The following is a 25,009-nucleotide window of genomic DNA, read 5'->3' on the forward strand; positions in this document are numbered from 1 at the left end:
GTGTTTTTTGATTGATTATGCTTACTTGACGACTAAAATGGTAGAATGTTACAAAAATTATTACATTCTTGTTGCTCTGAAGGTAATTCTTCTATTGGTAATGACGGTTGTAGGGGTTTTAAAATTGACCGTTACACTTTCGGAAGGGTCGTCTGTTGTAATGTTACTATCCGTCTGATCTTGAGAATTACTAATGTTATTTGTGTATGTAGCCGTAGAAGTATTTACATCTGGAAGCGTAACTCGTGTTACCAAGGTTAAAGTTTCAAGATCGCCACTTGCCATATCGCCAATTGACCAATTTGGATAAGAGAAACTTCCCTTGGAAATAGATGATGATACAAAAGAGATTCCGTCGGGTAGAACATCGGTTATAACAACATTTGTAATTGGGTCAACACCTAGATTCTCTACAGTGATGGTAAAAGTGACCTCATCACCATCGACCACTGTATTTGTATCCGCAACCTTTTTAATGACTACATCAGAAAAACAATAATATGCTGCTATGGGTTGGGAATCATAGGTACAACCACCTTTGGTTACACGAACAAAATAATCGCCAGCTTCGGTAGGGTTGTAGCTTGAGAATATTGCACCGGGAACTATAGATCCGTTCTGGTACCATTGATAAGCATCAAAATTTGCATCGACAACAGTAATGATTGCTCCTGGTAAACATCCTCCACCATTAACTTCGAGATCAACTTCGGGCACAGTGTCAAATCCTGAGAAATACCCTGCAATACCACGGTTGGAGTTTACACCGAAAAAACCTACGGCAATAGGACCTGTGGATTGCACACTTACATTACCTGTTAAGTTGGAAATATAAAAAGTTTTCCAATCCGTTGATCCGGTAACGGGTATTGAAGCAGGTAATGTTACGGCACCTGAGCCATCGTTTACCGAAATATTTTCGTCTGGGGTAGAAGTGGAGGCAATTATGGTTATACCTCCGGTAAGAGTCGTACCGGCAGAATTCGTAATATCTGAAATGTTATCTAAGTTATCTGGTAATAGACAATTGACAGGGGCAACAAAGTTTAAGCCAACGGTCTGCACCCCAGAACTACCCGCTAAGTTTTGATACGCATAAGCATCTTTTGAGGTAGTGACCAGCATGTTTGCACCTGCCGAACCGCCAGAATAATTTGAACCCGGAACCATAAAATAGTCTCCGTTATTGATCGTTGCTATTGGGGTAGTGGAACCGTTTACGAATATTTCGGTATTATTTTGAGTACCGATGATAATTGGAAATTCTGTGCTATCCCTACCATTTCCCCTAATAAATACATACTCTTTACCAATTTTATTTATCGGCACAGGTTGATCTATACCAGCATCTCTACTTCCTGTTGAGGTGGTAACTACACCATAATTTAATCCTCCATTGCTAATGGCAATATCTTTAGTTGAAACGATAGATGCGCCTAACCATCCATCTATATTTGCCGAAACTTCATTGGTATAAGCTTCTAGTACAAAACTTTCATTTTTGTTTAAAGTAATTTGGATATTATCACTAGTAATACCATCTCTATCGTTTTGTAATCTAAATTCACAATTTGGGTCGTATCCGGTAATATCAACAACGGTATTGTCTTCTGTTGCCATAATACCAAGTGAGGTAGAAATATCTGAGGTTGTGGCATAATTGGGAGCGCCACCCCATTTAAAATTTGTACCCAAAGCCTGTCTACCTTTTGAGGTTAATGATGTTGCCTGTGAGCCAGAGGTACCTCTATAATTTACATAAAATTTTTCTCCGCCAGGCGATTCAAACCGGAGTCCGCTATTGTTTATTACAACCCCTGTATTAGCACTTTTTACCATAGTAACATCGTTGTCACCATTGGCAAGGTTGTAAACACCTGGTGCTATGTTTGATATTGAAAAAGTTGCAGCGGGCGTAGTTGCGGTACCTATATAAGCATTTACAGTAAAGGCGGTCGTTTCTGGAGTAGAAAGATAAATGGCTTGCTGCTTTACCGATGAGTTGTTACTACCTTGTTTTAAAGGTGGTAAATAGTGAAGATCGCTTAACTGGGAAAATCCAGCTGCAGAGACCATCATGAATACTATGAATAAAATTAACTTTTGCCTCATTGTATGTTTGGAGTGCGGGAAAACAAAGAAACTCACAATACCTTTAAATCACAATTAATAGTTGTCAAACACCAGTAATCTGTGGTATTCGTAAAAAATAGTAGAGGTGGCAAAAATTACCGCCTCTACTTTTTAATTATCTGTAAAGTGTGAAGTTGCCCACCATTTCTCTAGTGTCTGCTTCACCGTTTAACTTAATGATATACCAATAATCTCCAGTTGGCAGTTCATTGTTTTGATAAAAGCCGTCCCAACCATCTTCATTGTCTTTAAAGGTATAAACGGTTCTACCATATCTGTCATAGATCGATATGAATATTTCAGGATATATTTCAATATTATCCGGCATCCATAAATCATTTTCCCCATCACCGTTCGGCGTAAAGAAATTGGGAATTTCAATATCGATGAACTCTATGAATATACTAGCAGTAGACTCACAACCATTCTCATCGACTACGGTTACATCATAGGTATTGGTCTCGGTAATATAGAATACATTATCTGAGCCCATATCCCTGTCACCTAAATAGAAAGTATAGTTTTCTCTACCGCCGGTAACAGTTGCGGTTATCTGATTTATGTTGCTTTCTTCAACTATTATCTCAAGAGGTTCAAATGCCTCTATTTCTATGTCATAAGTAGTTAAACATCCGTTTGCATGCGAAATACTTATGTAATGAGTACCTGGTGTCAACTCTCTGAACATTGGAGTCAATTGCATTTCTAAAGGATCAACGGTATCCAGACCAAATAAGACATCGTTTTCTATGCTAGGGTCGTTAAGAACAATATTTACATAGTTACTAGGTATATTACCATTACAACCATATACAGGTTCAACGGTTGCACCAAGATCAACACCTGGGTCTATTGTAACTATAATGGTTTCATCACAACCTTGGGCGTCTTCAATAAAAATGATATAATCACCTGCTGCCAAGTCTGTAAAGCTCAACCTGTCTTGTACAAAGTCCGTTTCGCTTTCTAGACGAGTGCTGTAAGGAGCAGTACCACCAATTATGGTTAAGTCTATGGTTCCATCTTCTTCGCCTACACAGATTTCCGGAGTGCTTTCAATGGTCACTTCAAGAATTTCTGGTTCGGTAATAGTCGCTTCTATCAATTCAAAACAACCGTTAGAATCTTGAGCGATTATGGTGTAATCACCAGGAGCTAATTCATCAAAAGTGTTATCATCACTAAAGCGATCTAAGTTTGGTGATATTGCATATTGATACACACCTGATCCACCAAGCATATTAACAGTTATACTACCATCATTGGCACCGTTACAAGTAACATCAACAAAAGTAGTGTTATTCGTATCGATCAAAAGTGGTGCAGGTTCGGTAATATTGATCATCGCCGACGATACTTCACAATCATCGCTCTGTACTCTTACGTAATAGGTACCTGCAAACAGGTCTGTAAATAGACCGGTAGATTGGTTAGCACGTACCTCTGCGGTAAAACCGGCATCCGAGAATAGTGCATATTGGTAATTACCTAATCCGCCTTGAGCTTCTGCATTAATAACACCGCTATCATCACCATTACAACTAATGGTAGGGTTGTCATTGTCCAATTCGACTACTAACGGCTCAATAGGATTTACGGTTATGCTGTTGCTTATGACTGAAACACATCCTAAACTATCTATTATATAATATTCATATGTTCCTGGTTGAATACCAGTGAATAAATGAGTGTTTGGTCCGTTGGTTTCATTCATAGCATTAAAGGTAGATGTACCATCTGTATTCCACATATATGGTCCTGTACCACCAGAGGCGGTTAATAACAGTTCCGTATCATTTAAACATGTGGCTCTTTGTGCAGTGACCAACTGACCTTTAACCTCAACAGGCTCAACAATTTCAACAATTGCAGTTTCGTCTGAGCAATTCAAATCATCTATAACGGTAACACTGTAATATCCTGATCTTAAATTACTAAATGTAGCAGAGGTTTGTGTACTTGTTGATTCCAACAGGGTGGCACCTGTACCATTGCCATCATAGGTATTAAGAATGTACCTATAATTTGTGGAAACTGACCTTGGTGTAAACCCAGCTGTGATTTCTCCATCCGTATCACCTTCACATTCTAAACCTTGAACGGACTGAATATTTGCTACAATCGGTTCAGGTGGAGTTAGGGTGAACGCATTGGTAAAGGTTTCACTACAACCTAAACTGTCGGTAACCTCTACTGTATACTGACCATCACTTAAACCGGTAAACAAATTACTATTCACTTGGTTAGCTGTGTAAGTTGTTGTGGAACTAACATGTCTTAATACAATATCGAAAGGACCTTCACCTCCATTAGGTGTAATATTTGCAGTACCCATATCATTACTACAACCTACATCTGTGGTTGCTATGGTTGCCAATGTTATTGCAGCACTTGGTGATGTAATCGTAAATGATCTTTCTTGAATACATTCGGGAGTTCCAACTTGTGAAGCTCTTAAAATATAGCTACCTGCAGCTACAGGTATAGAAGCCGTAGTTCCCGTTCCTGTAAATATGCCTTCATCATCGGTGCGCGTGGTATCGGTACCATCGGCATTTACTACTTCCCAATTGAAATCACCGGTATAAGTAGCATCTATAAATGTTACTTCTATAGCCCCATCTGTTCCAAAACACACTACATCTGCAAGTTTGTTCACTTCGATTTCAAATGTATTTGGATCATCGACAATATGGGTTCTTGTAATTTCACAACCGGTCGTTACATTTCTAATACCAATAGTATAGGTGCCAATTGCCAAGTTGGTAAATACATTGTTACCTGTTTGGTATGTTGCAGATGGTAATATTCTAAACTCATAGTTAGCAAGATTTGCCGTGGAATTGGTAACTGTACTAGTTACATCTATTGTTATATTTTCACCACTGTTAACACAATCTAAATCTCTATCAACATTTACTATTGCATCAATAAATGTGTCATAAGGGTCTATGGTAACTATATGTTCTGCAGAACACCCAGCGTCATCATAAACACGAACAATGATATCACCACCAGCTGCATCTGTGTGGGTATAGGTTAAACTATTTCCATTTTGTAGCACAGTAGACGTTGCGTCATCAATGAATTCAAATCGATTGTACGTTCCACTACCACCACCAAATGTTAAAGCATCTATGGTAATTGTGGCATTATTGGTGTCGTTACCGTTAGCACAACCAAATTGGTCAGGAACGGGAGCTGTAAATGTTACGGCCGTGTTTTCGTCAACAACCACTGTTTTTACCGTTGTACAGTTATTTGGTCCTGTTGCTGTTACATCATAAGTGCCACCTGGTAAATCTATAAAAGATTGTGTGCTTGCATCCCATGATGCACCAGCAGGCATTGGAGTTAAAGCATAATCAAGTGGGTTGTTTCCATTGTTAACTTGAACCATTTCAATTTTTCCATCTTCAGCTCCTGCACAACTAACCTCAATTGGGGTTGCCGTAAAATCCGGACGAATAGCCGCAGGTATGGTCACTGTAAATGTTCTAAAACAATTTGGAGAAGTGGTGCCAATATCATAAACATTGACCGTATAATCTGTGTCTATGGTATTATCTGGAACACCTACTGGTACATTCATGGCTCCACCTGTAAGAGTTTGTCTTGCTTCCACATCTGCAGATGCACTATCTAAAATTTCAAACTCATAATTTCCAGAACCAGAAATACCTTCTATAGCTATTTCTGCCTCATATCCTACACCACAACCTAATTGTTTAGCTAATGTTGCCGAAGCTTGTAGAGTAGGGTGTACCTCAATATTTGTGTCTTCGGTACAGCCTGTAGCATCTTTGATAAATACATTATAACTACCAGCTGGTACCGTGTTGTAGACACCTCCATTATTTTGGTAGGTAGTACCACCATCTATAGAATATAGTATTGTACCAGATCCTGTCGCATTGATATTTACCGATGCGTTTGTACTACAATTTGAAATATCAATACTGTCAATAGCCGGTGCAACCGTAAAGCTCATGGTAACATCGTTAAGCGGGTAAGAGCAACCATATTGATCTTCTACCGTAACGGTATAAATGCCTGCTGGAGAACCTGCAGCAATCTCAATAGGGTTGTCACCTGTTGCCGTAATTGAGGTAAAAGGACTAGGACCAGAAATGGTATAGAAGTAATCACCTCCACCGCCTTGTACGTTGTCAATTAAAATTAATCCAGGGTTTTCACACGAAATATCTTGAATAGATTGGGTGTCTCCTGTAATAATTTCTAATTCATCTAAAATAGCATTTTCACTTGCGCTAATACATTGTGGGTCACCTGCATCGTCAATTTGAGTTACTTGAATATAATATTCATTTGCTGAAAGTCCGCTTACAATTATTGTATTGCTATAGGTTACAAATCCTGCGCTTTGGTCGATAATGTTATTATTTGTATCAAATAATGTCCATTCCATCCTATTTTCGGTCAATCCATCTTCATCAACTATCGTATAAGTTATTTCACCGTTGTTTGCTGCATTACAAGAAGGGTTGATTTCAGGTGTAATGGTCATCGGTAGACCACCTGCAATTTCATTTACATTTACCGTACTTTGTCTAATACAAGTTACAGGTGTATTATTGTCCCTAACATAAAATACATAGGTTTTACCAGGTATTAAATTGGTGAATTCATACATACCATGCCCTGCGGTTACAGTGCTTCCATCTAAATGAGTGCTGCCACCTGGATACCATGTTGCTGTACTTTCATCAAAATTTGCAGGGTCACTTGAAAAAGTATATTCATACCCTGGTACTCCTTCACCACCTTGTACTTTTACTTTTAATTCATCACAATTTTCAACTACCGATGAGGTAGTAATATCTAAATCATCTAAAGGATAAGGAATGATTTCCCTTGGTAAATCAGTTTGGCAAATTACGTTACCACTACCATCTATAGTTCTAAGAGAAGGAAATACCTCATCACCAGACGACAATCCCGTTCTAAAACTACTGCCCGTCTGCCAAGTGCTACCTCCGTCTTGACTATATTCTATTGTTCCTGTAAGACCTGTGGTGACATTTGTAAAATCAAAACCAAAATCGGTATCTAATCCGCTACAATCACTGGCATAAGCCAATACAATATCTGCCGTAAGTTCATCTGGTGCAGTGATTGTAACTGTTTCTGTTTCAGAACATCCGCCTTCATCTGTAATAATTACATCATACTCACCTGGTGCTAGGTTATAATATGTTTTAGTAGTTCCCACTACATTAGTTTGTACTTGATCAGGTGTGCCATTGGTTTTATCTACCAACATGTAATCGTAAGGAGATAGTCCGTCATTGATAGTTACAGCAATATTACCAGTGCCATCATGACAATCTGGGTCGGTTGCTACTGCGGAAATATCCAATACTGGGTTTGCTGAAATAGTTTCGGTTACCATAGCTTGGCAAGCATCTGTACCATTTGCTTTATCCCTTACATAAATATCATAAGCTCCAATATCTGCCAAGGCAATTGTTGTAGAATTACTAGCTGAGAAATCGGCATTGGTAACTGCATCGCCAGATGGAACAAAAGCGTACATGAAATTATTGTCTCCACCTGATGCCGTTGCAGTCAAGCTGCCGTCGGCACATAAACTTGCATTTACGGGTACTACACTTAGAGAAATTGTAGGTGCAATGGTAATGGATTGTACGGCTGTAACACAACCATATTCATCATTTACCTCTACATCATAAGTACCTTCAGATAAGTTGCTGAATGTATATGTTACGTCTGTTACAGTAGCAGGTGTTTGCCATGCTCCTCCATTGATTCTAAATGAGTAATTACCATTACCATCAGTAACCGTTGCTGTAACGGTTCCATTATTTTGGCCATCATAACATTGTGTTGCCGTTAAATCAAAAGCAATAGTCTCCGGTTGGGTTACGGTTACGGTAGCAGTTGAAACTGCTTCACAATTGTTGTCATCCCTTACTCTTACATGGTAGGTACCTGCTGGTACGTTCAAAAACTGTGTAGAGGTAGAGTAGGTTCTTATTACCGTATTATCTGTTAATTCTAATTGATATTCATAACCTGGTGTGCCTTCATTTGCAGATGCTTGTAAAGTTGCTCCGGTATTAAAGCAAGTAAATTCAGCTGTTTGTTGAAGATCTGCCGTTAATGCGTTTGGCGAAGTCAACGTTGCAGATGTTGCTGAGGTTGCGGTACATGAATTGTCATCTACTTTTTCTACCATTACAGTATACGTACCATCTGCCAATGTCGCAGGGGTTGTAATCGGTGATGTGGTTTCCGTTGTCCATGTTGTTCCACCGTCAACAGAATATTGATACCCAACAGTAGGGTCGAAGTTAGAAACCTCAAAACGGATACTACCATTATTGCTACCGTTACAAGTAGGATCTGTACTACCTAAAATGGCAACTTCAAAAGTTTTTCCTGTTTCTACTATTACCGTAATGTCTTCTGTTTGCTCACATAATTCAGGAGTCTGTGAAGCCTGAATATCATCCAATACCAAGAAATTACCGTTATCACTATCTAGGTTGGTTCGTAAAACTACTCCTACCGCAGTATTGGCTCCTGGGTTAAATGTAACCGTTCTTAAGTGCCAATCATCTGCATTGTTATTTTGTGGGATGGCTGCCGTAGCCTGACTGCTAATTACATTACCAGATCCATCTACCAACTCTACCAATACCTCTGGGTCGTTACCTGAAGCATTATCGACTAAAATGTTGTAAGCATAGAATGATATCGTAATATCTTGGTTGGCAAGTGCTTCTAACCCAGTTCTTGACCATAAAACATTGTTGTTCCCTGCAGAGGTACTTACGCCAATTGCCATAAACCTACCATCGGTTATACCTGTATGGTCATTAGGGCTTCTCCAAGATGTGTTAGGGTTGGTAATTTGGTTCGTTACTGCATATTCCGCATTTACAAGTATTCCTGCAGGACCTAAATTACAGTCCGTTTCAGTACCATCCTGTGGCTCGTAGCAATATCCTGGTCCTATTTCTGCAATTTGTGTAGTAACCCCAGCACCAAAATTCTCTAAAAATAAGGTACTTTGCTCCGCAGCAACAGTACTGGTATACCCAATAGTTATCGTTTGGGTACCAGAAGCCACATTATTAAAAATATTGTTATCTACTGGTGTGTTATCAGTACCGTTTAGTTTGTAGGTATAGGTAAAGTCAGTGGTGTTAGAAGGTGTAATTGTCACTACTCCGTCACCATCACATTCATAGGTGATATCATTGGTGAAAGTTGGGTCTATTACCGAACTAGGCACTGTGATTTCTAAAGGTGTTTCGCAACCTAAAGCATCTTTAATTGCCAATTGATAAGTACCGGGAGCTAAACGTTGCTCATCTACCCCCGTAAATGTATTACCACCATCAAAACTATATGTGTAAGGTGATTGTCCGCCACTAGCATTTAGTATTTTAACCAAAGCCGTAGGATTGGTGGCGCCAGATGTATCACAAGAAGCATCTTCAATTATTGAAGGTGAAGCTGTTAACCTAAAAGGCTGAGTAACTTCATATTCAATAGTCTCAGTACAAGCGTTTCCAGGATTACTGTTGGAGTCCATTACAGTAATAGTGTAATTACCGGCAGAAATATTATTGAAAAAGTTTTCCGTTTGGTAAGTGATACCACCATCAAGACTGTATTTATATGGAGCATTTCCACCTGTTGCATTGATCGTTAATACGGCTGTAGATGAATCTGCACAAGTAATATCTGAATTTGAAGCAGTAATTGTTATAGAACCTAAATCTTCCATAGAAACTATATTCGAGAATCCATAACATCCGTTATCATCCCTAATTACAAATACATAATCACCATCTTCATTTGGAACATAAGTAGAAGGTGTACCTTCATATCCAAATAAGAAAGATGGATTAGATGTGAATTCAGCATCTGGAATAGTAGTCTCGTCGGCATATGGAGCAACACCATCTTTACTATAGATAGCATACTCATATCCTGTTGTACCACCAGTGGCGGTTAAATTAATTATACCAGAAGTACATGTAATATTTTCTTGGTTTGTAGCTGTTAATCGTAGTTCAGGTATTTCATCTACCGTAATAGTACTCTCATCGCTACAACCATCTACAGTGGTAGTTACTATAACATAATCGTCTGCTGCAAGACCAGTAAACGTATGGGTATTATCTGTAGAAACTAATTTGTTTGCTACTAACGCACCACGGCCACCACTGCCATTGTCGAAATATAGTTCATAGCTATATTCTGGTGATACATTCAAGGCCTGTATTGCTATGGTTCCTGCATCGGTACAATCAAACGGAGTGGAACTGGCGGTTACCTCAAAAACCCTGTCTGAAATACCTATTTCTTCTGTTTCAAAAACACAACTGTTTGCTATTGGAGAACCTGTTGAAGGGTCTAATTGTGTAATTTGAACTTTATAAGTTCCGCTCGTAGCTATATCAAAGTTAGGACCCTGACCTGCGCTGAAAGGTACTGCTATATTGTTGTTTTCTACATCGAATAACTGGTAACCATAACCACTACCTAAATCAATAACTCTAATAGAACCGTCTGTATCACAAATGATATCAGATGAATCTGGCTCAGGAATGTCCAGTGTATTTTGGTATGCATTGAAATAGAACCTACTGAAACATCCACCTTCATATCCAATAACTACTCGGTATTTACCACTTTGTGTAATAGTAAAATTATTCTCGTCGGATTCCTCTTCCCATGTCCAGTTACCGTCTGTATTGGCACAGTTGTCGCTTACATCTCCACAAGTGGCATTATCACAACTTGTTTCGTCAAGTTTTTCCCAGGTAATACTTAATGCATCGGTAATGCCCAGTTGTATAAATGCACTATCCAGATCACCACAAAGAAAGATGTGTGGCATTGAACTGTTATCGTTAGAACATGTTACTGTTTCTCCTTGGATGTCGTTATCAGGATTACTATCACTATTTACTTGATTTAAATAACTGATAATTGGGTTGGTCTGTGTTTCACCATATCGTTCTACAGTAATCAATTCTGTATGGTTTGCACAACCAGATGTTGAAGTTTTTTCTACTATATAGTTACCTATGTTGGTTACTGTTAAAGTGTTTGACGTACCGTCATCTAAAATAGTATCTCCAGTATCGATAACACCGTTATTGTTGTTGTCTAGCGCCCAAGTGTAGGTGTCAAAACCTAAGCCAGCAGAAAGTGTTCCACTAGCCCCACAAAGTTGTACTGAACGAGCCACGTTACAATTTGCCAAAGCATCTGAAACATTGTTTGTTGCAACTTCTAGCGTTGTGGTACAAGCACCTGCAGGATTGCTACCGTCTTCGTCTGAAAAAGTATTTGTATTTAATGTACCTGTATATGTAGCATAAGCATGATTTTCCAATTGAGAAGCACATGCCGCAACAAATTCAGAACAGTCCCCATCAACTGAAACCGTAATTTCTATTTTATATTCTGGATCGTCTATTTGAACCAATCCGTCCGGTACGGTAAAAATTATAGTTCTCGTGCTCTCATCATAAGTATTCGTTACTCCGGGAGCATCGTCAACACTAATATTATCTAATGTCACATTTTCAGGTAAAACATTTTTAATGGTGAAATTTGTGGCATCGTCATCTCCGGTATTCTGAAAACGTAATACATAATTGTAAGTATCGCCTAAATCAACATCTTCGCCATTTATATCTGTACCACTCAATGTTTCTGAGGTATTGCCTAAAACAATTACCGGGGCAAATACTTGAGTATAAGATGCCGCGTTTACGGTACCATCGGTAGGGTCGACTGCAGGCACACCTGTACCGTATTCACCACCATCGCCACCGTCAGTAGCATCATCTTTATAATATTCGTTGGCATCGCTACAGCCATCACCATCGCTATCTAAGTCCAAATGATCTGGATACCCATCCATATCCGTATCTAGATTCGCACAAAATCCAGAAAAGGACGCTGTATTATAGGATAAAAAGGCAACATCTGCATTAGAACTTAATTGTAGTCGTAGGTATGCCACGTCTGCCAAATTAGCTGTGGGTATACCGAATTCTGACAATTCTACTGTTGCTAATCGGTAATCTCTCGTGGTGTTATTATAGAAAATACTTCCGTTTGCGTGATAAATATCTAATCTGTACGAACCAACAATACTGGCCAGTGCTCCACCACTATAGGCTTGCACACGTACGGCATTTCCTAGAGGAGCACCTGATGCATCATAAAGACTTACAACGTGACCAACACCACTTGGGTCTGCAACTTGAGTTAATAATATATCTGGTATACCATCACCAACGTTGGTAGCTACGATAGGGTCTATTTCATAAGTCCATGTATCGCCGATGTTAACAATACCGGAACCAAGGTCCAATCCATTTTGACCGTGGGTCAATAAAGGATTCAATGGATCTGTGGTAGGATCGTTAATAATCGTTAAGCCTAATGCGTTGTCATTATTGCCATCATTTAAATTAGATTCAAAGGTTGCCTCGCCATAAATATTGTTAGATGGTGTCAAGGCCATCCAGCTAGATTCTGTAGCAGAAATATCCGCAATTCCATCATTATTGGAATCTATGCCGTCTGATAAACCATTACCGTTAGCGTCATAAAGGTTATCGTCTGCAACCCCAGTGGTAAACGTGGTTCCACCGGTGGTGAATGCCAATAATTCATGAGATAAGTTTGGCAATACGGGATTATTTGACGAGGTAGAACTTCTCCAAAAACCAGAGAAATTGGAGAAAATTTCCGTTACCGCAGTACCACCTTGTACAGTGCTAGACGGTGAAGTGAAATTTACATCACTGGATATAATACACATTTGTTCAACAGCATCATAAATACCATCATTATCATCATCTAAATCAACACTATCTACAACACCGTCATTATCGAAATCGTTATGGACTATAATTCGTGCAGAGGGCTCATCTCTTGTAAGATTTGCATCCGTTTGGTCTTGAGTATTAGTTGCGATATTTACTAGGTTTAGTAAAGGCAAAATATCTATTTCATCTGCAGTTACCTCTAAAGTTAAAAAGGCAACTTCACCGGGAGCCAACGTTCCAATATTCCAAACACTACCATTAAATGTACCTGTTATTGTTGACGCTTGTACTAATGATAGCCCGGCGGGAATATTATCTGTAACCTGTAAATTGGTTATATCATTATAGTATAAATTCTCTGCTCTAATGGTAAATGTGGCAGTTTCCCCTTCAACTATTTCGGGTTTGTCCACAGTTTTTTCTATAAGAACATCTGGTTCGCAATAAAAGATTTTTATGGTTTGAGAATCATAGGTACATGGTCCTTTGGTACCTCTAACATAATAATCACCTGCTATGGTCGCTGCATATTCAAATGAATTTGCACCAGGAATGATTTCACCATCAAAGTACCATTGGTAAGCATCGAAGTTATCATCAGAAGCTTCAAAAATACTTGAACCGGAAAAACACTCTCCTTCAACACCACCATTAATTTTTAAAACAACTTCTGGTACTGTATCAAATCCTGAAAAGTATCCTGCAACCCCTTGAGCTCCATTATAGCCAAAAAAACCAATGGCCATTGGTCCAGTTGAGGTAACACTTATGTCGCCATCTAGATTTGGTATGTAAAAAGTTTTCCAATCATCTGATCCGGCAACGGGATTAGAAGCCGGTTTTGAAATTTCTACTCCGTCTTCAAATACCTTTACATTGGCATCAGGAGTGTTTACTGAAGCAATAATGGTCAATCCGCCTGTAACCGTAGTTCCTGCGATATTTCTAATATCTGGTATGTTGTCCATTACATCTGGTAAAAGACAGTTGACCGGCGCAACGAAATTTAAACCTTGCGTATATAAATTACTAGATCCCGCCATAGATTGGTAGGCATAGACATCTTTTGAAGTTTGAACGAACATATTCGCCCCCACTGTATTTGAAGAATAATAGCTACTAGGTATTTTAAAATACTCTCCATTGTCAATAGTAGCAATGGCAGTTGTGCTTCCGTTTACATATATATGTGTATTGTCTGCCGTAGCAATTACCAACGGGAATTCCGTAAGACCATTTGTATTTCCATTTCCTCTAATAAAAACATATTCTTTACCAAGCTTATTGATCGGTACAGGTTGATCTATACCTGCATCTCTATGACTTTGTCCATCTTGACTACCAAAGTTTATAGAACCATTACTTATCACAATATCTTTTGTAGAAACAATCGATGCCCCGATCCATCCATCTTCGTGAGCTTGTGTATGGGTGTTGCCAATGTAGGTTTCATACACAAACGATTCATTGGCGTTCAATGTAATTGTATGTGAATCAGCAGTAATACCAGCTCTGTTACCACCAACCCTAAATTCACAACCGGAATCATAGCCAGATAATACCACTGTTGTATTATCTTCGGTAGCCATAATACCCAAGGTGTTAGATTTTGATGAGTGGGTACCTTTGTTTGGAACACCGCCCCATTTAAAATTTGTACCCATTGCTTGTCTACCCTTAGCGGTTAAAGAAGCAGCTTGAGAACCAGATTTTCCTCTGTAGTTGACGTAAAATTTCTCTCCATTTGCCGATATAAAACGCAAACCACTATTGGTCAACACTACTCCGGTATTGTTATTGTCAACAAGCGTAATGTTATTGTCTCCATTACCTAATGTCCAAACACCTGGGTTCAGGTTATCTATGGTCATTGTTCTTTCAATAGTGTTGGATGTACCTCTGTAGACGTAAACGTCAAATGGTGTAGTCTCAGGTGTTGATAAATATATTGCTTGGTTTTGAATACCTGCGTTATTTTGACCCTGCTTCATTGGTGGTAAATAATGCAAGTCGCTTAATTGTGCAGATCCAAAAAAGGAACTAAAGGCAAGCAGAAAAAACAATAGGGATTTAATACTGGTTTTATTCTTAGTAATCATCGGTATGGTTTCAAGTAGTACTTAAAACAAATAAAGAGACCTTTTGTCTCCTATCTAAAAAAATGTTGTATAACCGCGTATTATGTGAATGTAATCGCAAATTCCATATGCTTGGGAAAAATAATTATCCCGAAATGTTTATTTTGTTAGTAAATTCGTTTTATGTCAGAAGAAAAACTAATGTCAAAAAAAAAGCCGGCTTATCCAGTAAGTGAGGCTTTGGATGGCTACTTGGATCACTATAGTAGAAAAATTGAAATCCCTATATTTTACGACGATTTGCTTAGGTTTTCTGGATCTGTTGTAGTGTACGATAAAAATGATGAAGATACCTTATGGGTAAGAGCATATTATTCTGAATTTGATAGAAAGGAAATAGACGATAGTTTAAAGAAAGTTTATTCTATTTTGCTTTCTGATGGTAGTGATAATATTCATCAATACTTAAATGTTGATGCTGTAGATTTCTGTACGTTCGGAAATTCGAAACCTTTTCGGGTGAAAATCCGTAATGTTTTAAACGATAATTTTACGTATTTCTACATTAAAAAAACCGATGCCTCTCGTATTTATGGGTTAGAATTGGAACATATGCTTTCCCCGTACAACCTTAACTTTTTGGTGTATAAAGACACTTTAATTGAAGAGCATATTGCCGGTATACCGGGTGATGAATTTATAAAACATAACTTACCAAAATGTACACCTCGTGAAAAAGCCCAATTGGCAAAGGAATTCGTAAAGTTCAATGAACGTTGTATGATTCGTCTTTTAGGAGATATGCGTTCATATAATTATGTTATTGTACCAACGCATGATTTTGACCATGTGGTGTACAAAATTAGGGCAATAGATTTTGATCAACAGTGTTTCGAAGGTAAGTTAAAAGTATATAGGCCACAGTTTTTTAAGGAAAACTATCAAATGGTCGAGTTGGTACGCAGTAAATTAACACACGATTCGGTTGATCAATACAAACTAGAAGAGCGTTCTATGGTAGCCAAAAGAATACTAAGTTCTGGTAATAGAATAAAGAAGTTACGTGCAATTTGCAAAACAGATGAAATCTCTACTCCGGAGAATATAGCAATGCTTAGAGAACAAATTGAGGAGCTTACCTTGGATATGGATTTCCAAAACTGCAATACGATGGGAGAGGTGCTAGATTTAGCGTTGAACTTTGTTAGAAGAAATTACGAAGATGTAAGTGTAAGGCAAATTATTGAGCATAGAATTAAAGCACATAATTAGGGAGTACTAATTTATGTAAGTAAAAAGTCCAATTTTCATATGTGAAAATTGGACTTTTTAATATAAAATATGCTGTAAATATTAGCTTTTCTGTTCTTTGTTGAAGTATACCAAATAGTAATACATTTGTCTTTCTTCATCCCATCCTTTTTCCACAAATTTCTCGGCAGATTCAGGGTTTATGAAATCCATTTTTATTTGAATATTCGTGTCTAGATTAATGACGTTCTTTATTTTTTTACGAGCATCCGATACCGCTTTGTTCGCAATATCAAAATTAGATACATCTTCAATGCTGAATTTAGGTCCTTTTTCTGTTTTGTAATGTTTAAACTCAGGAATCAATTCTGGGTTTTCCATTACTTCATTTAAAAAGGTCGTCTCCTCAAAGGCATCATTTTTTGCGAAATGATTTACGGCACGGTTCATAAACAATACTTCTTGTTGTTTATCTTCTGCAGGTAAAACCACATCTTTTGCAAAATTCTGACAAAGTTTTAAGTAATTTTTCGTTTTAAAGTTATCATCTGAAAGTGGATCAACCCCTAAGAAATTTTCTAACCAGTACTTGGTATCGTACTTATTACTGTCAACAGATAGAACTTTATAACCTTCCTCTTTATCTACATTGAATATTAAGCAACCTTTATCTAGCTTATTAATATTGATACCTTGCTGAATTACGATATCTAAGTTGCTACCTTTTTCTTCAAACTGAATAAAATCGTGTTTTAGCTCACTTTTAAAGATACCAATAGCATCTACCTTATTATTGTCTAACAAAAGACCGGATAGATATGTTACATACACCTCTCCACTCTTTATATGTGGGTGGTTAGATTGTTCAAATAACAATGAAGCCACTTTTTTAGAGTTTAAGTGTGCCTTAGAAGGATCCTCGAATACTTCACTTACAATTTTAAACAATTCATTGAATTCTACGTCAACTTCATTAGCGAGTTTATAATAGTTTTCTTCTTTTTCCCTAAAGGGTTTAAAGAAATATTCTTTTAATAAACCGGTGGTTTCATCGTTAAGCCTAAAAGGTTCTTCAGAAAGAAAAATGCCTTCATTCTTATTTTTGTTACCAACTCTGTGTATAGAGATACTTTCTATTTGGGTAGCATATAGGTTGATCATAAAATGTTCTAAATTAAATGGTTATATGTAAATTTTGATTGAGATGAAATTGCTGGTTTAGTTCCAGTTTTCGTCAAAATCCAAATCGTCATAGTTATCAAAGGTATCATCAAAATCAAACGCACTGTTCTCTGCCTCAAAATTTTTCTCTGGCGGAGTTTCAGGTAATTCACCAAAAGTAAATAAAACATTAGGGTAGGCACGGCCATCTTCTTTTGGCTGTATATCCGCAAGTTCAACAAAGAATGTCCACATATTCATGAAATCGTAAACATAGATCAACTTTGGGTTGTTCTCTGTCATGACATCCTCTAAGAACGTTTCGTTCATTAGTCTAACATCTGATCCAGATTCACTCATGTCGAAAAGAGCAATTTCTTCATCTTGTTTCCACTCTTCATCACATGTATAAAAAGATGCCATTTCATTGCCTAAAAACCCAAATGCTTGAGTAATAGCGTTATGAAAGTCTTCTAGGGAATTGTGAGCTTCTATCTCCAAATCTCTAAAAATATCTTCTTCGGCGTCTAGAATTACACGAATTTTATAAATCATACCTTATTTTTTGCGGGAGGGCAAAGTTACGAAGTTTTAGTGTTTTTCCTAGGCTTTAATGCATCTAAAAGTATGTAGAATTGAACTCCAAATAGAATTGACGCCAACACCAAGTGTAAGGGCTGACTGGCAAAGGGGAAATCTAAATAGTTCATGGCAATACCCGTAATTACTTCTACAACCAATAAAAACAAGACCCAGTAAATTTTAAAGTGACCTAAATTCAACCTGGTAATTCTGTATACCAGATAGAAATTGACTAAAAGCACTATGATAGAAAATGATCGGTGTACGTAAAATAAAACTTCAGGATTCTGCAACCATAAACTTTTGGCATCATAGCCGAAAATATCTATTTGCTCGTCAACAAATTGACGAACTTGCGTACCCATAGCAATTTGTATAAGGGTCAATACCAGTGCCATTACACTAAAGTTTAAAACAGTTTTGTCATACTTTATTCGTTTATTCTCATTATTGGCCAAATAGATTACATATAAGAGCATTGCTACAATGACCAATGCCATGAGCATATGTATGGTTATTTTAGCGGGTTCTAAAACGGAATATACTACTGTAGCGCCTAACCAAGCTTGAAAAACCATACCTATTACAACTAGCCAAGATAAGATAGGAATACGTTTTTTCTTCTTCCAATATTTAATTGATATTATGGCAAGAACTAGGGTAGCCAAACCTGCTAGGGCACCAAATAGTCTATTAATGTATTCGATCCAAGTGTGCCAAGGGTTAAACTCGGCATAGTCGTGCTTTGTATACATCTCCCAGTTTTCTGCGTTAAAAGAATCTGCGGTAGTGAACGTTTCTTTTGATATTTGTAGTGTTTCTTTCCAAATGATTACCTGACCTTTTTCAAAAGGTCTATTGGTCTGCCATTGAATTTCGGTAACTTCTGTTGGTGGTATATAATAGCCGAAACATTTAGGCCAATCTGGACAACCCATACCACTGCCGGTCATTCTAACCACTGCGCCTGCAACAATAACCAGGTAAACTAAGACTAACGATATTTTGGCAATTTTTCTAAATGTTATGTCCATACGTATCCGTTCTATTTAGCAACTTGTAAACCTAATTCAGCACCTTTAATGTACATGAATTCTTGTGCTGCTTTATATTCATTTGGAATTTCTCCCTCCAAAATAGCCTCTTTAATGGCTTCTTTTATAATACCGATTTCTTTAGATGGTTTTAAGGAGAAAGTCTCCATAATTTCTTCCCCGGAAATTGGTGGTTGAAAATTTCTTACATGGTCACGAGCTTCTACCTCTTCAATTTTCTGACGTACAATTTTAAAGTTTTGATGATATCTACGCTGTTTTTTAGGGTTCTTGGTAGTAATGTCTGCTTCGCACAAGGTCATTAAGTCTTCTACATGGTCTCCTGCATCAAAAATTAGTCGTCTTACAGCAGAATCCGTCACAAAATCCTCCGATAAAACTATAGGTCTTGAGCTCATTAAAACGAGCTTTTGTACATACTTCATTTTATCGTTCAATGGCATGCGCAGTCGCTTAAATAATTTGTAGACCATTTTAGACCCAACAAATTCGTGGCCATGAAATGTCCAGCCAATTTTTTTATGGAATCGTTTTGTAGGTGCCTTTCCGATATCATGTAGCAATGCGGCCCAACGTAGCCAAAGGTTATCGGTAGCTTCAGAAATATTATCGACCACTTCTAGCGTATGCCAAAAATTGTCTTTGTGTTTTTGACCTTCTATTTCTTCAATTCCTTGTAAAGCGGTAAGTTCTGGAAGAATTAACTCCAATAACTCCGTTTTGTGCAGTAGTGAAAAGCCGATAGAAGGTTTTGGGCATAGCATTATCTTATTGAGCTCATCTAAAATACGTTCGTTGCTTACAATCTTTAAACGGTCTCTATTTTCTGTTATCGCCTGCAAAGAGGGTAGTGCAATTTGAAAGTTTAATTGAGTTGCAAATCGTATCGCCCTCATCATACGTAATGGATCGTCTGAGTAGGTAATGCCCGGCTCTAAAGGAGTTTTTATAATTTTATTCCCTAGATCCTCAATGCCGTTGAAAGGGTCTAACAGTTCTCCGTAATTAGAAGTGTTCAATGAAAGAGCTAAAGCATTTATTGTGAAATCCCTTCTTTTCTGATCATCTTCTAAAGTACCGTTTTCGACTATGGGTTTGCGACTATCTCTGGTATAACTTTCTTTACGGGCACCTACGAATTCTAGCTCTATGCCTTCACTTTTGATCATGGCGGTGCCAAAATTTTTAAAGACGGAAACTTGTGGTTTTCCTTTTAATTTAGAGGCTACTTTTTCGGCTAGGGCTATACCGCTTCCAATTGCAACGACATCTATATCTTTAGGTATTGTTCTTTTTAAAAAATAATCTCTTACAAAACCACCGATAACATAGCAGTCTACAGAAAGTTCTTCTGCAGCTTCTGAAATAGTTTTGAAAATAGGGTTGTTTAAAGCGTCTATATGGCTCTCTTGCATGTTCTTATTCTCGAATAATCTTCACCGTATTGTTATTAGAAAGTCTAATAATAGATGAGGCGGAGCTATTCAGTTTCTCTCTGTGCAAATTTACCACATAGTCTACACCTTTTAAAATGGCTTGATCTATATTTTGGAAAGATTTTGGAGTGCTGTTTCCCGATACGTTGGCAGATGTGGATACTATAGGTTTTTTAAACTTGCCAATTAAATATCGACAGAATTTATCGGAAGCTACCCTAACTGCCAAAGTGTTATCGCCCGCAATAAGATTTTTGGCAATACCGCGCGGATTGTCATAGATTATCGTTGTTGGCTTTGTGGAGAGGTCCATTAGGTCGTAAGCAAGCTCAGGAACTTTTTCTATATGCTTTTCGAGCATAGCGTCATTTGCCACCAAACAAATAAGTGCCTTACTATCATCTCGTTGTTTCAGTTGAAAAACTTTCTTAACAGCTTCTTCGTTTGTTGCATCACAGCCAATACCCCAAACTGTATCGGTAGGGTAGAGTATGAGTCCGCCATTTTCTAAAACTTCTATGCAACTGTTGATTTCGTTATTCATCTTTTTATAAGCTAAAATTATAGAAAAGTCTCTGGTTTTATTTTGTAATGTTCCGTTATAGCTTTCCATTGGGTTTTGTTTTTGTCACCTCCGATATTGGTTTTTTTCAAAGAATGTTTTTGAGAACCAATTATTGGTATAGGAGTTTTTGCTCTATTACTTGCTAAAATAGCCGTTGTGTCCTTTAATAGAGACATAGCTTTAAACCACAAATCATCGGCTTTTGGAGCTAATTCTAAAAACAATTTATAATCTGTGACCTCATTGTACAAACTATTTGGTGGGTAAAGTACGCCTTCAGCACCAATGGGAATAACGGCGGCCTCATTGATTATTTCTTCGCTGACCCAATGTTTGTAAGAAAGTAAATCGCCATTCGGAGAATATTTTATGTACCTCGTTTGATTGGCAATTATGTTTTTTGGGTTTGCCTTATGTTTTTCATATAACAAACTGAGCCAGTTAGCTCTATACATCATATCATCGTCACATGTTATGATTGTATCATTGGGATAAAGTTCCAAACTGTGAATTAATTTTCTATGTGAGCAAGTTAAATCGGAATATAGAATAGAAAACAAGTCAGATTCCAAGGATGCCAATTTGTTCGGAATTTCATTTTTCAATGAGTGATGAAGCCATAATACTATTTTTTTTGGTCTTACATTTTGATTGAGCACACTTCTTATGGTTAAATGTAACTTTTGCAACCTCGATGGAATGGAAGTCAAAGATACAATCACGGGAATTTCTTCTTTAACTTCTTTAGTCATGCTTTTGGAAGATTTTGATAAAAGTTTAGCAGAACTATATATTGAAACCGGTATTTCCTTTAACTTCATTTTCAATGTAGTAATTTGATCTACATAAAATAGACCATCTTTTCTTACTCAAAGATAGATAAGAGTTTTATATTTTTGCTGTAATTTGAAACCTAGCATGGAGATTCCTAAAATAAGTATCATTGTAAGTACGTATAATGCCGAAGAGTGGTTAAAAAAGGTGCTTTGGGGCTTTGAGCAACAGATTTTTAAAGACTTTGAGGTAGTTATTGCTGATGACGGTTCTAAAGAGCCTACCAAAATACTTCTTGAAGAAATGGCGAAAAAGGTTCATTACCCAATTGTTCATGTTTGGCAAGAAGATGACGGATTTCAAAAATCTAGAATACTCAATAAAGCGGTTACTGCTTGTTCTGCAGATTATATTATAATGACCGATGGGGATTGTATTCCGAGGGAAGATTTTGTTCAGGTGCATTATATAAACAAAGAACCTGGTTATTTTATATCTGGAGGATACTATATGCTCCCAATGAATATATCTAAATTGATAACCCTAGATGATATAGAAAAACAACGTTGCTTCAACATTCAATGGTTGAAAGAGAAAGGAATTCCGCAGACCTTTAAAAATAATAAGTTGACAGCACGTGGTATTATTTCTAAGATTCTAAATTGGGTAACACCTACCAATGCTAGCTGGAACGGTCATAATTCTTCTGGTTGGAAAAAAGATATTGAAAATGTAAACGGTTTTGATGAGCGCATGCAATACGGTGGTCAAGATAGAGAGCTGGGGGAACGTTTGTTCAATTTCGGCATAAAATCTAAACAATTACGCTATAGTGCCGTATGTGTTCATTTAGATCATAAAAGAGGGTATAAAACACCAGAATCCATTGCAAAAAATGTTGGGATAAGAAATGCTACCAAAAAAGAGAAAAGTGTGTGGACACACTATGGCATAACCAAGTAATAGGCAAGCTCATTTTTTTGCTCTAATCTTTTAAGTTCTCTGTAACGTTCCAATACACCCAAAGAATTTAAATAGCAGATGGTAAAACCTTTTTTACCGTCAAGAATACCAAGTCGTAATATGTAATGATTAAAAAACTTCCAGCTTGTCTTTAGCCCCATCATTACATAACTAAACTTCTTTTCTTTATAAAATGATTCAATAGCCTTTAAGCGACCGTACTTCAGCATTTTTCCTTTGTAATCTTCGTAGTTTTTGTAACAGTAATGCGTGAGTTTTTCTTTAAGAATTCCAGATGTTCCATCAACGTCTAAAGTTTCATGAACGATTTTACAATCAGAAAAAACTGCTTTACTTTTTCTAAAAAGTCTGTAATTTTTATCTGTTTGCCAACCACTAAAATTCAACTTTTCATTTTTGAACATGAATTGTCTATAAAACCAAAATGCAGCAATTTCTGTATCACTGGATATGGTTTCCGTTATTTCATTTTGCAAAACATCAGAAACAATTTCATCAGCATCTAAAAACAAAACCCAATCATTTTTAGCTTGTTTTAAAGCAAACGATTTTTGAGCGGTAAAATTTTCAAACGGATTTTGAATAACCTTTACTTTTGAATGCTGTTTTAGGTATTCATAAGTTCCATCGGTACTATAAGAATCAACCACAATAATTTCGTCAGCAAATGAAACGGATTCAATACACTTTTCAATGTAGCCAATTTCATTATATGTAATGACTAATGCGGTAAGTTGTTCTTTTTTGGTACTCATACAATCCAATTTGGTAGGTTTGCTCTCATTGGAGCGAACAAAGTTATAACAAAAAAAGAATTAAAAAATTGTGTTAAGAAGTAAAATTCTTACATAATTGAATGCTAGCCATATAGACTTAATCTTTTTTATAAGAGAGTGTATTTTATTTTGGTTGCGTTTAAATACTGAAAAGTTTTTATCTTTTATAGTTAATAAATTAATCATGTAATTTTTTGCCTAGAATTCAAAAAAAACAGGATTAAAGTATTGTGTTGATAATTATGAAATACTACAATATTTGGGTTTCGATATATGAAATAACCTGCTCGTTAAATAGAGATGGAATAAATTCTTGATATAAGTATTCTACATTTTCTTTTCTCTCTTTCTTTGACTTACCTTGAATTAGCGACGGTTTGAAATCTTTAAGGTGTACAGCCCAATTCTTTGGATTTTGATGATAGGTAAACCAAGCTTCCTTGGAAATCCAAGGGGAGAATATTGCAAAATTTGGAACATCTAATGCTTTAGACATGTTTGAGGCACCACCTTCATTACCTAGATAACCGTCACATTGTTTTAGTAAGGCTAAAAAACTCCTAAGTGAATTACAAAAAACCTCTTCATGAATACAACTTTTAGACTTTTCAGAACAATAATTAAGAAACTCTTTTACTTTAGGTTTTTGTTCAGGAGTATAATTAAGAAGTATGTTAATACTTGTTGCTTTGGTAATCTCATTTATTAATTCTGCTAAATATGCCAAAGGGTAAGTTTTGCTATTGCTACTGCCCATAAGACCAACCATCAATAAAGGTTTGGATAAATCCAAGTTAGATTTAATTAGAAGCTCTTTAGCTTGGGAAAGCTCTTTTTCCTTTAAGAATATTTTAGGTGCTAGGTTCTTCTTTTTTAAATTTTGGATTAGTGGACTCAGTAGAAGTAATCTATTTTCAACGGCTAAGCCTAATTCGCTATTGGTAGAATTTGAATACCTAAAGAGATCTGTGTAAATAAATTTTGAGTACCATTTTTCGTAAGAAATCTTTGTTTTCGACTTGGCGAAGTAACTTATTAGGTTGCTTTCTGTTTTGCAATATACATCGATTACAGCGGCATATTCTTCCTGTTTAAAATCCTTGAGGAATTTATAAAACTTGATTTTACTTCTTTTGTACTCTTTTTTAAAAAGTATTATTTTATCAATGTGAGGATTGCCTTCTACAACGGGTAACGTGTGTTCGTTGATTACATAATGTACTGTGGCATCGGGGAAATGAATTTTTAGATGTTCACAAATTAGCGTACTATTTAGTACATCGCCAATCATTTTTTGTTGAATCACTAAAAATTTATTTCCCGCCACAAATAATACTTTATTAAAATGGTTATAAATGTAACTG

General features: G+C 36.9%; 12 protein-coding genes. 2 read left to right on the forward strand and 10 right to left on the reverse strand.

The window, feature by feature from the left end:
* Positions 1-60: 60 nt before the first annotated feature.
* Both EXIGUO8A_RS12505 and EXIGUO8A_RS12510 read right to left on the reverse strand, forming a co-directional pair.
* On the reverse strand, positions 61-2,112 hold the full coding sequence (locus EXIGUO8A_RS12505; RefSeq protein WP_159303383.1) for a DUF11 domain-containing protein: 2,052 nt from the start codon (positions 2,110-2,112) through the stop codon (positions 61-63).
* Positions 2,113-2,248: 136 nt separating this feature from the next.
* On the reverse strand, positions 2,249-15,082 hold the full coding sequence (locus EXIGUO8A_RS12510) for a T9SS type B sorting domain-containing protein (RefSeq protein ID WP_159303384.1): 12,834 nt from the start codon (positions 15,080-15,082) through the stop codon (positions 2,249-2,251).
* Between the two features lie 162 nt (positions 15,083-15,244).
* Between EXIGUO8A_RS12510 and EXIGUO8A_RS12515 the strand changes: the two genes are divergently transcribed.
* Entirely contained in the window at positions 15,245-16,333 is a 1,089-nt protein-coding gene (locus EXIGUO8A_RS12515; RefSeq protein ID WP_116770770.1) for a hypothetical protein, read from the forward strand.
* A gap of 81 nt (positions 16,334-16,414) precedes the next feature.
* On the opposite strand, the gene EXIGUO8A_RS12520 is transcribed toward EXIGUO8A_RS12515, so the two are convergent.
* The 6 genes from EXIGUO8A_RS12520 to EXIGUO8A_RS12545 are packed head-to-tail and all read right to left on the reverse strand — an operon-like array spanning position 16,415 to position 21,863.
* Positions 16,415-17,473: a nucleoid-associated protein gene (locus EXIGUO8A_RS12520; RefSeq protein ID WP_159303385.1), complete on the reverse strand. Its 1,059-nt coding sequence runs from the start codon at positions 17,471-17,473 to the stop codon at positions 16,415-16,417.
* A 57-nt stretch (positions 17,474-17,530) separates the two neighbouring features.
* On the reverse strand, positions 17,531-18,028 hold the full coding sequence (locus EXIGUO8A_RS12525) for an IS1096 element passenger TnpR family protein (protein ID WP_159303386.1): 498 nt from the start codon (positions 18,026-18,028) through the stop codon (positions 17,531-17,533).
* Positions 18,029-18,054: 26 nt separating this feature from the next.
* A complete protein-coding gene (locus EXIGUO8A_RS12530; protein ID WP_159303387.1) occupies positions 18,055-19,089 on the reverse strand; it encodes a COX15/CtaA family protein in 1,035 nt (344 codons plus the stop codon).
* A gap of 11 nt (positions 19,090-19,100) precedes the next feature.
* Positions 19,101-20,525, reverse strand: a complete 1,425-nt coding sequence (locus EXIGUO8A_RS12535) for a CCA tRNA nucleotidyltransferase (protein ID WP_159303388.1) — start codon at positions 20,523-20,525, stop codon at positions 19,101-19,103.
* 4 nt (positions 20,526-20,529) lie between these two features.
* A complete protein-coding gene (locus EXIGUO8A_RS12540; protein WP_159304454.1) occupies positions 20,530-21,090 on the reverse strand; it encodes an L-threonylcarbamoyladenylate synthase in 561 nt (186 codons plus the stop codon).
* Positions 21,091-21,107: 17 nt separating this feature from the next.
* The gene (locus EXIGUO8A_RS12545) at positions 21,108-21,863 is read right to left on the reverse strand and encodes a zinc-binding alcohol dehydrogenase (RefSeq protein WP_236564482.1); all 756 of its coding nucleotides are present in this window, start codon (positions 21,861-21,863) and stop codon (positions 21,108-21,110) included.
* A gap of 166 nt (positions 21,864-22,029) precedes the next feature.
* On the opposite strand from EXIGUO8A_RS12545, the gene EXIGUO8A_RS12550 reads away from it, so the two are divergent.
* Positions 22,030-22,848, forward strand: coding sequence for a glycosyltransferase family 2 protein (locus EXIGUO8A_RS12550; protein ID WP_099189085.1), 819 nt, complete (start codon positions 22,030-22,032; stop codon positions 22,846-22,848).
* Here the strand turns inward: EXIGUO8A_RS12550 and EXIGUO8A_RS12555 are convergent.
* Positions 22,830-23,624, reverse strand: a complete 795-nt coding sequence (locus tag EXIGUO8A_RS12555) for a glycosyltransferase family 2 protein (RefSeq protein ID WP_159303390.1) — start codon at positions 23,622-23,624, stop codon at positions 22,830-22,832. The genes EXIGUO8A_RS12550 and EXIGUO8A_RS12555 overlap by 19 nt on opposite strands.
* Before the next feature lie 271 nt (positions 23,625-23,895).
* Entirely contained in the window at positions 23,896-24,972 is a 1,077-nt protein-coding gene (locus tag EXIGUO8A_RS12560) for a glycosyltransferase family 9 protein (protein ID WP_159303391.1), read from the reverse strand.
* Positions 24,973-25,009 lie beyond the last annotated feature (37 nt).

The organism is Maribacter litoralis (genome assembly GCF_902506355.1).
In the GTDB taxonomy this organism is placed as follows: Bacteria; Bacteroidota; Bacteroidia; order Flavobacteriales; family Flavobacteriaceae; genus Maribacter; species Maribacter litoralis.

What these genes read in the sequence shown, in the direction of transcription:
- EXIGUO8A_RS12555 (WP_159303390.1), bottom strand. Translation starts at nt 23,624, where the DNA reads ATGAGTACCAAAAAAGAACAACTTACCGCATTAGTCATTACATATAAT.
- EXIGUO8A_RS12530 (WP_159303387.1), bottom strand. Translation starts at nt 19,089, where the DNA reads ATGGACATAACATTTAGAAAAATTGCCAAAATATCGTTAGTCTTAGTT.
- EXIGUO8A_RS12535 (WP_159303388.1), bottom strand. Translation starts at nt 20,525, where the DNA reads ATGCAAGAGAGCCATATAGACGCTTTAAACAACCCTATTTTCAAAACT.
- EXIGUO8A_RS12515 (WP_116770770.1), top strand. Translation starts at nt 15,245, where the DNA reads ATGTCAGAAGAAAAACTAATGTCAAAAAAAAAGCCGGCTTATCCAGTA.
- EXIGUO8A_RS12520 (WP_159303385.1), bottom strand. Translation starts at nt 17,473, where the DNA reads ATGATCAACCTATATGCTACCCAAATAGAAAGTATCTCTATACACAGA.
- EXIGUO8A_RS12505 (WP_159303383.1), bottom strand. Translation starts at nt 2,112, where the DNA reads ATGAGGCAAAAGTTAATTTTATTCATAGTATTCATGATGGTCTCTGCA.
- EXIGUO8A_RS12525 (WP_159303386.1), bottom strand. Translation starts at nt 18,028, where the DNA reads ATGATTTATAAAATTCGTGTAATTCTAGACGCCGAAGAAGATATTTTT.
- EXIGUO8A_RS12550 (WP_099189085.1), top strand. Translation starts at nt 22,030, where the DNA reads ATGGAGATTCCTAAAATAAGTATCATTGTAAGTACGTATAATGCCGAA.
- EXIGUO8A_RS12510 (WP_159303384.1), bottom strand. Translation starts at nt 15,082, where the DNA reads ATGATTACTAAGAATAAAACCAGTATTAAATCCCTATTGTTTTTTCTG.
- EXIGUO8A_RS12545 (WP_236564482.1), bottom strand. Translation starts at nt 21,863, where the DNA reads ATGACTAAAGAAGTTAAAGAAGAAATTCCCGTGATTGTATCTTTGACT.
- EXIGUO8A_RS12540 (WP_159304454.1), bottom strand. Translation starts at nt 21,090, where the DNA reads ATGAATAACGAAATCAACAGTTGCATAGAAGTTTTAGAAAATGGCGGA.